This window comes from Chryseobacterium sp. UF-81 (assembly GCF_058245105.1).
The window spans coordinates 182579-193583 of record NZ_JBSIBX010000010.1 but is presented as its reverse complement, the minus strand read 5'-3'; the positions used below and the strand labels follow the sequence as shown (position 1 = coordinate 193583).

13 protein-coding genes and 1 tRNA gene are annotated in these 11005 nt (G+C 35.7%); 7 read left to right on the top strand and 7 right to left on the bottom strand.

Features of this window, described 5'->3' with window-relative positions:
- A tRNA-Met gene (locus AC4IFE_RS14905) sits at positions 1 to 73 on the top strand.
- Positions 74 to 173: 100 nt separating this feature from the next.
- Here AC4IFE_RS14905 and AC4IFE_RS14900 read toward each other — a convergent pair.
- The 5 genes from AC4IFE_RS14900 to AC4IFE_RS14880 form a co-directional block, all read right to left on the bottom strand.
- The gene (locus AC4IFE_RS14900; RefSeq protein ID WP_490757938.1) at positions 174 to 902 is read right to left on the bottom strand and encodes a GLPGLI family protein; all 729 of its coding nucleotides are present in this window, start codon (positions 900 to 902) and stop codon (positions 174 to 176) included.
- Between the two features lie 4 nt (positions 903 to 906).
- Positions 907 to 1203, bottom strand: coding sequence for a hypothetical protein (locus AC4IFE_RS14895; RefSeq protein ID WP_490757937.1), 297 nt, complete (start codon positions 1201 to 1203; stop codon positions 907 to 909).
- Between the two features lie 229 nt (positions 1204 to 1432).
- The gene (locus AC4IFE_RS14890) at positions 1433 to 2203 is read right to left on the bottom strand and encodes a GLPGLI family protein (protein WP_490757936.1); all 771 of its coding nucleotides are present in this window, start codon (positions 2201 to 2203) and stop codon (positions 1433 to 1435) included.
- A 53-nt stretch (positions 2204 to 2256) separates the two neighbouring features.
- A complete protein-coding gene (locus AC4IFE_RS14885; RefSeq protein WP_490757935.1) occupies positions 2257 to 2508 on the bottom strand; it encodes an Ada metal-binding domain-containing protein in 252 nt (83 codons plus the stop codon).
- A gap of 3 nt (positions 2509 to 2511) precedes the next feature.
- The gene (locus AC4IFE_RS14880; protein WP_490757934.1) at positions 2512 to 3225 is read right to left on the bottom strand and encodes a 2OG-Fe(II) oxygenase; all 714 of its coding nucleotides are present in this window, start codon (positions 3223 to 3225) and stop codon (positions 2512 to 2514) included.
- A gap of 521 nt (positions 3226 to 3746) precedes the next feature.
- On the opposite strand from AC4IFE_RS14880, the gene AC4IFE_RS14875 reads away from it, so the two are divergent.
- Positions 3747 to 4316, top strand: a complete 570-nt coding sequence (locus tag AC4IFE_RS14875) for a hypothetical protein (RefSeq protein WP_490757933.1) — start codon at positions 3747 to 3749, stop codon at positions 4314 to 4316.
- 50 nt (positions 4317 to 4366) lie between these two features.
- On the opposite strand, the gene AC4IFE_RS14870 is transcribed toward AC4IFE_RS14875, so the two are convergent.
- Complete coding sequence (locus AC4IFE_RS14870; RefSeq protein WP_490757932.1) at positions 4367 to 4948, bottom strand: hypothetical protein; 582 nt, start codon at positions 4946 to 4948, stop codon at positions 4367 to 4369.
- Positions 4949 to 5283: 335 nt separating this feature from the next.
- Here AC4IFE_RS14870 and AC4IFE_RS14865 point away from each other — a divergent pair, with 335 nt between their 5' ends.
- The 5 genes from AC4IFE_RS14865 (at position 5284) to AC4IFE_RS14845 (ending at position 10162) form a co-directional block, all read left to right on the top strand.
- The gene (locus AC4IFE_RS14865; RefSeq protein WP_040994660.1) at positions 5284 to 5649 is read left to right on the top strand and encodes a BlaI/MecI/CopY family transcriptional regulator; all 366 of its coding nucleotides are present in this window, start codon (positions 5284 to 5286) and stop codon (positions 5647 to 5649) included.
- A gap of 6 nt (positions 5650 to 5655) precedes the next feature.
- On the top strand, positions 5656 to 7608 hold the full coding sequence (locus AC4IFE_RS14860; protein ID WP_490757931.1) for a M56 family metallopeptidase: 1953 nt from the start codon (positions 5656 to 5658) through the stop codon (positions 7606 to 7608).
- Between the two features lie 61 nt (positions 7609 to 7669).
- Positions 7670 to 8578 (top strand): GLPGLI family protein, encoded by a 909-nt coding sequence (locus AC4IFE_RS14855; RefSeq protein ID WP_490757930.1) that lies wholly within the window; start codon positions 7670 to 7672, stop codon positions 8576 to 8578.
- Between the two features lie 130 nt (positions 8579 to 8708).
- Positions 8709 to 9284: a sugar O-acetyltransferase gene (locus AC4IFE_RS14850; RefSeq protein ID WP_490757929.1), complete on the top strand. Its 576-nt coding sequence runs from the start codon at positions 8709 to 8711 to the stop codon at positions 9282 to 9284.
- A gap of 8 nt (positions 9285 to 9292) precedes the next feature.
- Positions 9293 to 10162, top strand: a complete 870-nt coding sequence (locus AC4IFE_RS14845) for a GLPGLI family protein (RefSeq protein ID WP_490757928.1) — start codon at positions 9293 to 9295, stop codon at positions 10160 to 10162.
- Between the two features lie 58 nt (positions 10163 to 10220).
- Here the strand turns inward: AC4IFE_RS14845 and fsa are convergent, their stop codons facing one another.
- The gene (fsa, locus tag AC4IFE_RS14840; RefSeq protein WP_307209089.1) at positions 10221 to 10874 is read right to left on the bottom strand and encodes a fructose-6-phosphate aldolase; all 654 of its coding nucleotides are present in this window, start codon (positions 10872 to 10874) and stop codon (positions 10221 to 10223) included.
- Between the last annotated feature and the right edge of the window lie 131 nt (positions 10875 to 11005).

The window sequence follows — 11005 nt, the reverse complement described above, 5'->3', positions numbered from 1 at the left end:
CGCGGGATGGAGCAGTAGGTAGCTCGTCGGGCTCATAACCCGAAGGTCATCGGTTCGAGTCCGGTTCCCGCTACTAAATTAAATAGGAACCTGTATAACAGCAAGTTATACAGGTTTTTTATGTTATATAATACAAGTATTAGCTAGGCTATTAATAGATACTTCTTTTTATTCTAATGGGAGGGTTTTGTTTCCCATTCGAAAGTTTTTTCTACTCCTAATCTTACACTTACTGTTTTACTTATGCTACCAGGAACTGTTGACTGATTTGATGAATAGACTTTATCCTTCAATTTTACAAAGTCTTCCATGTTTATCTTTTTAAACTCAGGAAATTTTGGTTGGAAATCAATCTTGGTTGCATCAAAAAGATCCACTTTAACAGCTTTCCATAAATCATAATTTTTATCATCTACTCTCACATCAAGAATTGCTCCAGGCAACCCAAAGAATTTAAAAGGACCAACAGAATAAGGAATCTCTTCAGTAAAATATGCTGTTATCGGTGAGCCTCTAAAAATAGAGGTTGCCTTAAAACATTTGTAGCCCAGAATTTTCTTTGTGGTCTCTTTATCAATTGACCATTTAATTTGTGGAACTTTATCATATACAAAATAATTGCCTACATTATCTAATTGTGTGGTAAAGAAAAAATTTCTTTCTTCTGTAGATAGGGTTGAAATGTAATACTGATCCATCCCTTTTTTCTTTTTATCAAAGGCGGGATTTGTCCACATTATATTGCCGTCCTGTTTGGATAAAACATTTTTGCCATCTGTGTAAAGATCTTCATACACATTTGCTACCGTGGACCTAACATTTAAATATTGTATATGTAACTGTTTTTGTGCAACTAAATATCCAAAAATAGTAAGAGAAAAAAGAAAAAGAAACTTTTTCATAATTTTAATTTAGATCAGTACTTGCCCCAGTAGCAGCTTTTTCAACTCTATATCCCTGACTTTGTAAATTGGAAATAACTCCGTCTTGATATGATTGGCAAGCGGATAGAGTAGGTTGATCACTGGTAAACCACTTTTGATCTGTAGGTTCCCCTGCAGCATTAAAATAAGTTACCATTACTCCACATAATTGAAATACAACTTCAGCACTTCCTTTAGTTTCAATTTTGTTTTCAACTGTTTCTTTAGCCCCCATAAGGCCTGCAACTCCGAAAGTTGCTAATAAAATAATTTTTCTCATAATTGTCTAATTTTTAAATTGTTATTTTTTTTGGATTGCAATCTGAAGACAAGTATACAATTTAATTTTTATTCACAGTTATGAGAATATACATTTTTTTAAACTTTTATATTATGTAAAATAGAATTCTTTTATGGCGTAGCTCAATAGTTTTTTTTAACACAAACTTGAGTTGCCAAAATAAGCTTGTGTTTTGGAATAACAACAAGAAAAATAAAGCATTCAGATTTTAATCCAGGAAAGTAGTATAGCTTTTTATACGATCGGTCATCTTTTTAGTGGTTTCATTTCCGTTTTCGTCAAATACTCTCATATTTCCATTGTAGATGGATGGATTGTCCTGATAATTCTTCCTTGCTTCCAGGAATTGCTTTTTAGTTTTTGCTTTGACATCATTTCCGTAGTTCAGCGGTTCTATTATTTCTTCAGATTTCCTGATATCAGTAGCATAAATCTCAATCGTTCTGTTTTTATTATATACTTCCAGAACCAGGCCGGACAAGCCTTTAAATCTGAAAGGTCCGTCAGGAATAGCTATATCATCTGTGAACCAGGCAAAAAAGGTTTCACCTGTATCCGTTATGGTTTTTGCCAGCTGGCTTTTAAAACCTCGTATATCTTTTCTTTCGTTCAGTATTTCCCATTTCAGCTTAGGTTCTTCATAAGTGAAAATATACCTGCCAACAGGTATGGATACCACCAAATTTTCTTTGCTTTTATAAACGCTGATGACTGATTTAGGATATTTAGGAATGGCCCCATAGTTTGTGCTGATCGTTGGAGTTCTTTTAGAATTTCTGTTATAAAAAGCTTTAGCCTCACGGCTGTAGTAGGATGATTCCAGATTATTACATAATAAAGTGGAAGCATATACATTTATCTGACTTTTATGGATACTGTCCTGTATGATTTTAGTTTCATAATTGATTTCCATTACTGCTGTCTGACCACCAATAAAAATAAAACCGAAAATAGGGAACACTGATATTTTGATTCTCATACCTATAACATTCTGTTGATTTTACAATGATATTGAAAAAAAGGTATTTATCATTACAGAATCCCACAATTAGTTTTCCATAGCTTGTATTCCACCTTCATGCAGTGTCCACACGGGCGGTAATTGTTTTCCAATGCTTCTTTTTCAGATTTAAAAAAGACCCTGTTTTCCCGTTTCATTCTTTTACCGGACGAACAATGAAGCAGTCCGTAAATTTTTAGCTTCCGGTTTCCTCCGAATTTAATTTCCCGGCTTTTGATTTTACTTCTTAAGATCGTGTCAGGGATTTCTGTATGCATTTCCATTAGTTAATTGGCAGCATCATGAAAAATAATTCCAAGGGTACATCGATTGCCTTTTTTCACTTCACTTACGCCATGCTTCATATTTACTCTGTAATATCCCTTAGTTCCTTTTTCTGGTTTGAAATGGGTGGTAAAAATCAGGGCATCACCTTTCTTTGGATTAAGAACTATGGCTTTGGACTGTGCTCTTGGAACCTGCTGGGTAAGTACAAATTTTCCGCCTGTAAAATCTTTTTCCGGCTCATTCAGCATTAAAACGATCTGGATGGGAAAGTAAATATCTCCGTAAAGATCCTGATGCAGGGTATTGAAGCCCCCTTTTCCGTATTTCAGGATTAAAGCCGTTGCTTTCTGCTGGCCGTTATCATGACACTGCTGTAGCAATGCCGTATGTTCCGATGGAAAATCCACATCGACCTTTAACGCTTTAAACCAAGCATTAGCTATAGGAACGAGGTGTGGATATATATGTGTTCTTATTGTTTGAATAAGATAAGGAAGCGGATAATTGAAGTATCTGTATTCTCCCAGCCCAAACCGGTGACGGGCCATTACAACTGTTTTACGATATAAGGCCGGGTTATCATAATCTGATTTTAATGCTTCACACTCATGATCTGATAACAAACCGGGTATTATGGCATATCCATTTTGATGCATATTTTCAGTAACCGTTTGCCAGTCTGCATTTTCTATTCTTCGGATAATATCATTCATTATTTTATATTTTATAATGCAAATTTCTGAAGCGCATTGCTTTTATAAAATCCGAAACATGTTGTTTTTATTGGCTGGATAAATGAAATGAAGTGTTTAAATAAAATTTGACTTATCATTCTATTGTCTCAAAAGTAGTATAACTTCTACAAAGTGTTTTATTTAATTCTACAATATATTTTTTACCGGAACAGATCTGAAGCTTACTTTTGTATCGCTCAATAGCCGGGAAACTGGTTAAAGAGTCTATTTATGTTTTAATGATCTCCGCCTTCATTTTCTACTTTTTTGAATGTTTTTATGATTAATGCATAACAGCCTTCCGGCGGAGATCGTTTTCCATAACTTAAAATTTTTCATCAGGATATAATAATGATTAATGTTTTGTATATATTCTAACTAAAAGAGAACTGCATTTGTGGTTCTCTTTATTATTTTAAACATTTGCAATGTTTTTAGATTAACTTGGTACGGTAAAATAAAGTTTATTTTTATCCTGTTTCATTATAAATTCCAGGCCTATGGAAACCATTATTATTACAGAAAAGAAAAAATCAGTTATAACCGATTCAATACTGCTCTTCATATTCTGTGCAGTTCCTCTATTTTTTCTTATCAAATGGCTGATTTTGGCTGAAGAAGGAAGAATATTTATCATCTTTTTAATCATTGTGACTCTGTTTCTGCCTGTGGTGATTATTTCCGGATATATCTGGGATGTAAAGCAGAAAATAATTGTATCCAAAGATGGAATAAAGCTATGTTACGGGCGGAATTTTGTTGACATTATGCATTTTGAAGGCTGTTTTTCCATACCTCCTGATAATGAAATTCTCTGGACAGAAATCACAGGATTTCAGATTGATGCCTATGAACGCCGGGAACCGACTGAAGGTGGCGGGTATACTACTTCAACGAAGTACAGCCTCATGGTTAAGATAAAGAATACAAACAGAGGAGTATCTGATTTTGAAAAGTACAGCAAAAATTATTACTCTATCGGGTTGGGGAAATTTGAAGAACATCCCAACACAATACTAAAAATTTGCGAAGGTTATCAGCAAAAGATCGAAAATAACGGATTGCATTAAAATAAAAATCCTGCTTACAAAAGCAGGATTCGTTATCATGTAGTTAATATTTATTGAGCCAATTGACCGTAAGGAGTAAGCTTGTTATCTTCGGACATGGTCTGTTCCAGAAACTCTTTTTTCTGGCCACTTTTCATTCTTCCTGCTGCATCATTGGCACCGAAATAAGCCTCGCTTAGTTTTGTACTGATTTCTGCCGGTTTGAAATCGAATTTTGTATCCCCTTCCACACCAAGGTAGCCGTTCTTTCTTGTAAGGTTTGAAATATAATTGTTGTAGTTGATGAATGTATTTCTTAGGTATTGTGTATGGTATTCCATACATTTTTTAGCTTTTTTGGATGAATTGTTAAGAATACAGTTCTTCATATTATTTCTGTACAGGAACCATTCGGATTCCAGAATACCGTATTCTTTTCCTAAAGCAGTCTTTCCGTTGGTAACAATTTGGGTATTGCCTTCCTTATCAGCAATAGCCTGAAGATGCTTGATGACCAATGGAACAGTGTTTTCGATTTTCGTTTTGGTTTCCTTTAAGATACTGAGATCTGCAGCCGGAGAATTTTTCTTTTGAGCTGTAGTCACATTAAAAATAAGCAGTAATAGTACAATCAATAAGTTATATCTTTTCATGAGAAATTTTTAAAGCACTAAAATAAATATATTTTCTCAGTTTAAACAAATTCATTTTAATTTTATTTAATAAAAATTAACAAGTTTTAAGAATTTAGAGACTAATATTAAGTTTTTATGCATATTAAACAGGCAATAAATGAGGTGTGATAAAAATTTAACATATTTTAATAAAATTTATTTGCTTGATTATCAGTTGATTATACCTGCCTGCCTTTTATCACTAGAAAATTAGTTGTTTGATTCGATTTTATTTCTACATTTGTATAACTAATTTCTTAGTGATATAGAATTCTATTAAAATTCTATTGACTTTAATGATAAATGAAAAGGATATGAAAATTCAGAATTTGACAAAAGCAGAAGAACAGGTAATGCAGTATTTATGGAAACTCGAAAAGGGGTTCCTTAAAGATATTCTGGACCTCTTTCCGGAACCGAAACCCCATACCAATACTGTGTCTACAATTTTAAAAGTATTGAAGGATAAAGAATTTGTAGATTATCATGTGTATGGCAGACAGCATGAATATTTCCCGTTGGTTACCAAAGAACAATACTCCGGGAAAACCATGAAAAGCCTGGTGAAAAACTATTTCAAAGGTTCTTATAAAAGCGCTGTTTCTTTCCTTGTAGAAAAGAACGAAATGACCGTGGAAGACCTTGAAATGCTCCTGAACGAACTCAAAAAGAAAAACTAACTGATCATGGAAACTGTATTTTTATACTTGGGAAAAGTAATTGTATGCTCCGGTGTAATGTTTTTATACTACCAGTTGTCTTTAAAAGACAAGACATTTCATCATTATAACAGATTTTACCTCCTGTTTGCAATGGTCGTATCCCTGTTGCTACCCCTGATCAGGGTAGATGACTTTACAATAGAAGTGAACAGTGATATGTATATGCTTCTTGACAAAATACAGAATTTTAATACAGAAAAAAACATAGACAATGGCCACATTTATTTTAGAATTATTTTTTCAGCTTTGGGACTGGTTTCTCTCTACTTTTTAGGGAAGTTGATTTTCGGGGTCCTCAAGATCCAGAAGCTTAAAAAGCAGTTTCAGAAAGAAAGTTTTGACGGGATCAATTTTTACCGTACAAACCTGACAGAAGCTCCGTTTTCATACTTTAAAAATCTTTTCTGGAAAAACACCATCACATTGGATTCCGATGTGGGAGAGCAGATTTTAAAACATGAAATGGTTCATATTGAGCAGAAACATTCCTTCGATAAGATTTTTATTGAGATTATCACCTCTGTTTTCTGGTTCAATCCGTTTTTTCATATCATTAAAAAAGAGATCAGTCTGATCCACGAATACCTGGCCGATAAAAAGGCTGTAAAACAATCGGATACCAAAGCATTTGCGCAGATGCTTTTAGCAAGCCACTTTTCCGGAACACAGTTGCCTGCTGCCAGTCCGTTTCTAAGTTCAAATCTAAAAAAACGACTCAAAATGTTACAAAAACCAAAAACCAAATTCGGATATGCGCGTAGAATTTTTGCATTACCGGTTTTATTTTCAGTAGCTTTTGCCTATATGGTAAATGCCAAGAACAAAGAGATTAAAGAAACGAATATAGCGATTAAGGAAGCTGTTTCTCAGATTAAAAGAGATACCATTACCCCACAGCAAACTGAAAAAAGAGAAATCATAAGTCCGAAATTCTTCAAAGAATCTTCAAGTAAGAAAGAAATAGCAGAACTCGGAAAGAAAATCGAAGAAAAAAGTAAAGCTTTAAAAACCCTGAAACCGGAAAGTAAAGAATTTCAGCAGAAGGTGGATGAGATTGGTGAACTTTCAGGAGAAATAGGAAGAATTACCAATTCTGATGATTTTAAAATGGCTTTTACCATCCCTGGTACAGAATCAAAAAGAATAAACGATTTCTTTAAATCTGATGAATGGAAAAACAGGACTAAAGACCTTGAAGATCTTGGTGTGGAAATGCCTGATCTTTCCGACCTGGACATTGACTTTCCAGATGTTCCGGTACCTCCTGCAGCTCCGAATGCTCCGAGAGTGAGAATAATGAAATTTCAAAATTGGGACTCAGGGGATACAAAAGCATCAAGGAAAGCGATCAGAGAAAGAAAAACGGCCAGCAAAAAAGCAGAAAAAGCGAGAATTGAAGCCATGAAATTGAGTGAAAAGGCCAGAGAAATGGGAGAGAAGGCCAGAATTGAAGGGATGAAAGCCGGAGAGATAGGAAGAATACAGGGTGAAGCAGCCAGAATGGCCGGAGAGCAGGCCAGAGTAGCCGGTGAAAGAGCAAGGCTTGAAGGAGAAAAAGCAAGAAAAGCTGGCGAGAAAGTCCGGTTGGAGGCATTAAAAAGAATTTCGGAAGGTGCCAAAGGAAATGTCTATTTTTACAAAAGCACCCATACTGCTCAGCCGGGTTCAGTAAACAGAACCATGGAGCTGGAGGCAGACTACATTAAGAAAGATGCCAACGGAATGATTGCCATGAATGGTGTAAAAAAGTTTAAGGTGAATGGCCTGGATGATACTAAGATTTTCCTGGATGGAAAAGAGATCACCAAAAGTGAAATGGACGCCATAAAACCTGAAAATATTGCAAGCGTCATTATTAATAAAGAAAATGGAGCCAATATCAGACGTGGCGAAATAAGAATTCAGACAAAGAAATAAGTACCATTAAGCTTTGTCAATACTATATTGACAGAGCTTTTTTTATGATTAAATTCAAATTATGATGAAAACTAAAATTTTATTTTTTTTCCTTCTGGGCATACTATCCCAGGCCCAGACCAACAGGTTTTTTTATGAATACAAATTCATTCCCGATTCCAACAATAAAGAAGATGTGAAAAAGGAAATGATGCTTCTGGATATCAGTAAAACAGGGTCATCCTATTACAGCCAAGACAAATTTGTTTCAGATTCTACGTCCGCGGCAGAGGTGCAGAAACAGATAAGCTCAGGCAGCAGTAACATCAGCATCAACAGAAGAGAAAAGCCCGGCCAGGTCTCTTATAAAATAACAAAAAGCTATCCCGATTTCAAAACTTATCTTTTCACAACGGTCAGTACAGACAAATATAAGGTGCTGGAAGATAAAAAGCCGGAATGGAAAATTCTTCCTGACAAGCAGAAAATTGGGGAATACAATACCCAGAAAGCTGTTACCAGCTATGGAGGAAGAGAATGGACCGCATGGTTTTCATCAGATATTCCTTTTCAGGACGGACCGTATAAATTCTATGGCCTTCCGGGACTTATCGTGAAGATGGAAGATGCAACAGGTTCACACATTATGACACTGGCAGGAAATAAAACAATACAGAATCCTGCAGAGGAAAAAGAGGCACAGCTTCCGGGTAATGTCAGAATATTGGGAATGGGCGGAAAAGAACTGGAAATCACAAAAGACCAGTACAAAAAAGTATGGAAAGCCTATATAAATGATCCGGCCAAAAATATGAGAGAAATGTTGATGAGAAATGGCGGCGATTCAAATACAAAAGTGGCATTTAAAATGAAAACTCCAGACGGAAAAGAGCTGTCGGATCCCAATCAGGTGTTCAAGGAAATGGAAAAAAGGACCAAAGAAACGCTTCAGAAAAATAACAACCCGATCGAACCTGATCTGGTGAAGTAGTCTGCATAATTTTTGAATAGAGAACAGGATGGTTATTAATAACTATTCTGTTTTTTTGTTATTGTTACTATCTTTAAACCTTAAACCTTAAACCTTAAACCTTAAACCTTAAACCTTGAATCTAAATACTATGACGGAAAAGGAAAAATGCGAAGCCGGGCTTTTATACAATGCCAACTATGACGAACAGCTGATCAGTGAACGTATGGCATGCAAAGACCTGTGTCTGGAGTATAATCAGCTGAAAAATTCCGATACCCGGAACCGAAACGAATTAATCAAAAAAATCCTGGGAAGCACAAAAGAAAATATTTACATTGAGCCCAATTTCTGGTGCGATTACGGCTATAATATCGAGACCGGAGAGAACTTTTATGCCAATCATAATCTGACTGTTCTAGACTGCGCAAAAGTGAAGTTCGGGGACAATGTTTTTATCGGCCCGAACTGCAGTTTTTATACTGCAGGACATCCCCTGGATGCAAAACAACGAAATGAAGGCCTTGAATATGCGCGTCCGATTGCCGTAGGAGATAATGTCTGGTTCGGAGGAAATGTGGTCGTCCTGCCTGGTGTTTCCATTGGAAATAATGCAGTGATAGGAGCGGGAAGTGTAGTCACCAAAGATATTCCTGATAATGTTGTCGCTGTGGGAAATCCCTGCAGGGTAATTAAAAATGTTGAAGAAAATTTAAAATCATATTAATCATTATTATGAAAAAAGTAATCACCTTATTCATTCTCCTATTAACCCTTTCAGTCGGTGCTCAGAGTCAAAGATTCATTTATGAGTATAGGTTTAGCATTGATTCTACAGCAAGAGATGTCCAGGAGACTGAAATAATGTTTCTGGATGTTATTCCTAAAGGATCTAAGTTTTACAGTAAAGAGGTCTCTGAATCGGATTCTATCTGGGCAGCTGCTATGGATTTACATGTTAAGCGTGGAATAGAAACGGATCTTTCAAAAATTAAGTTCAAAGGTAAAATTCGTTATAGTGTTGAAAAGTCATATCCTGATTATTCGGTAAGTTTTTTCAATTCTCTGGGTATTGATATGTATATGGTAGAGGAGGGAAGAAAGCAAAAATGGAAAATTCTTCCTGACAAAGCAAAGATCGGAGAACTGACTGCTCAAAAAGCTGTTTGCGAATTTGTTGGCAGAAAATGGATTGCATGGTTTACCACAGAGGTGCTCATTCAGGACGGACCTTATAAATTCTATGGGCTTCCCGGACTGATTGTAAAGTTAGAGGATTCCAGCCAGACGCATTCATTCGAACTAAAGGGAATTAAAAAGCTTCCGGAAGGATATGAATGGAAGAGTTCCAGAAAGAATAAGGATGGTTTTGACCCCCTTATTAAATTGAATGAAACAAAATATAAACAAGCTTTTAAGGACTACTGTAAAGATCCAATGAAAAGTGAAAAGCTGATGCAGGCACAAAGCCGTGATGTTTTGGAAATTGATGATTCAGGAAAATTGGTAAAAACTTCTAATGCGAAGAGAAAAGACAGAGAAACGCAATTGATTAATCAAATTAAAAAGGAAAATAATATTCTTGAACTTGATCTGTTGAAATAAAAGAAACTCCCGGAACGAAAAAGTTCCGGGAGTTTATATCTGAATAGCTTGTCAATAATTAAGCTAATTTTTGAGAATCTGCAACAAACTGAGCCAGTCCGCTGTCTGTTAACGGATGCTTCAGCAAGCTCAAGATCGGAGGAAGTGGAGAGGTGATCACATCTGCCCCGATTTTAGCACAGTCGATGATGTGCATAGAGTGACGGATAGATGCTGCCAGAATCTCAGTCTCATACATATAGTTATCAAAAATTAATCTGATTTCCTGGATAAGGTTTAATCCGTCCGTTGAGATATCATCCAGTCTTCCTAAGAAAGGAGAAACATAGGTAGCTCCTGCTTTAGCAGCTAAAAGAGCCTGGCCTGCAGAGAAAATAAGCGTACAGTTGGTTTTGATTCCTTTATCGGAAAAATATTTTAAAGCTTTGATCCCGTCTTTGATCATCGGGATCTTTACCACAATATTCGGGTGGATTGCTGCCAATTCATCACCTTCCTTAATCATTTCTTCATACGTAGTAGAAAGTACCTCAGCAGAAATATCTCCGTCTACAAGTTCACAGATCGTTTTGTAATGATTTTTGATCGCTTCATTCCCCTGGATTCCTTCTTTTGCCATTAATGAAGGATTGGTGGTTACCCCATCTAAAATTCCAAGGTCTCTTGCTTCTTTGATCTGCTCTAAATTGGCTGTGTCAATAAAAAATTTCATTTCGTTCGTTTAGATTTATTGCTGCAAAGATAATGATTCCCTTTGTGAGTGGAAAATTTTAATTTTGTTAGAAGTTAGAAGTTAGAAGTTAGAAGTTAGAAGTTAGAAGTTAGAGGTGGGAAGGTTTGAAG

What these genes read in the sequence shown, in the direction of transcription:
- AC4IFE_RS14855 (WP_490757930.1), top strand. Translation starts at nt 7,670, where the DNA reads ATGATGAAAACTAAAATTTTATTTTTTTTCCTTCTGGGCATACTATCC.
- fsa (WP_307209089.1), bottom strand. Translation starts at nt 10,874, where the DNA reads ATGAAATTTTTTATTGACACAGCCAATTTAGAGCAGATCAAAGAAGCA.
- AC4IFE_RS14845 (WP_490757928.1), top strand. Translation starts at nt 9,293, where the DNA reads ATGAAAAAAGTAATCACCTTATTCATTCTCCTATTAACCCTTTCAGTC.
- AC4IFE_RS14870 (WP_490757932.1), bottom strand. Translation starts at nt 4,948, where the DNA reads ATGAAAAGATATAACTTATTGATTGTACTATTACTGCTTATTTTTAAT.
- AC4IFE_RS14865 (WP_040994660.1), top strand. Translation starts at nt 5,284, where the DNA reads ATGAAAATTCAGAATTTGACAAAAGCAGAAGAACAGGTAATGCAGTAT.
- AC4IFE_RS14850 (WP_490757929.1), top strand. Translation starts at nt 8,709, where the DNA reads ATGACGGAAAAGGAAAAATGCGAAGCCGGGCTTTTATACAATGCCAAC.
- AC4IFE_RS14890 (WP_490757936.1), bottom strand. Translation starts at nt 2,203, where the DNA reads ATGAGAATCAAAATATCAGTGTTCCCTATTTTCGGTTTTATTTTTATT.
- AC4IFE_RS14885 (WP_490757935.1), bottom strand. Translation starts at nt 2,508, where the DNA reads ATGGAAATGCATACAGAAATCCCTGACACGATCTTAAGAAGTAAAATC.
- AC4IFE_RS14895 (WP_490757937.1), bottom strand. Translation starts at nt 1,203, where the DNA reads ATGAGAAAAATTATTTTATTAGCAACTTTCGGAGTTGCAGGCCTTATG.
- AC4IFE_RS14875 (WP_490757933.1), top strand. Translation starts at nt 3,747, where the DNA reads ATGGAAACCATTATTATTACAGAAAAGAAAAAATCAGTTATAACCGAT.
- AC4IFE_RS14900 (WP_490757938.1), bottom strand. Translation starts at nt 902, where the DNA reads ATGAAAAAGTTTCTTTTTCTTTTTTCTCTTACTATTTTTGGATATTTA.
- AC4IFE_RS14860 (WP_490757931.1), top strand. Translation starts at nt 5,656, where the DNA reads ATGGAAACTGTATTTTTATACTTGGGAAAAGTAATTGTATGCTCCGGT.
- AC4IFE_RS14880 (WP_490757934.1), bottom strand. Translation starts at nt 3,225, where the DNA reads ATGAATGATATTATCCGAAGAATAGAAAATGCAGACTGGCAAACGGTT.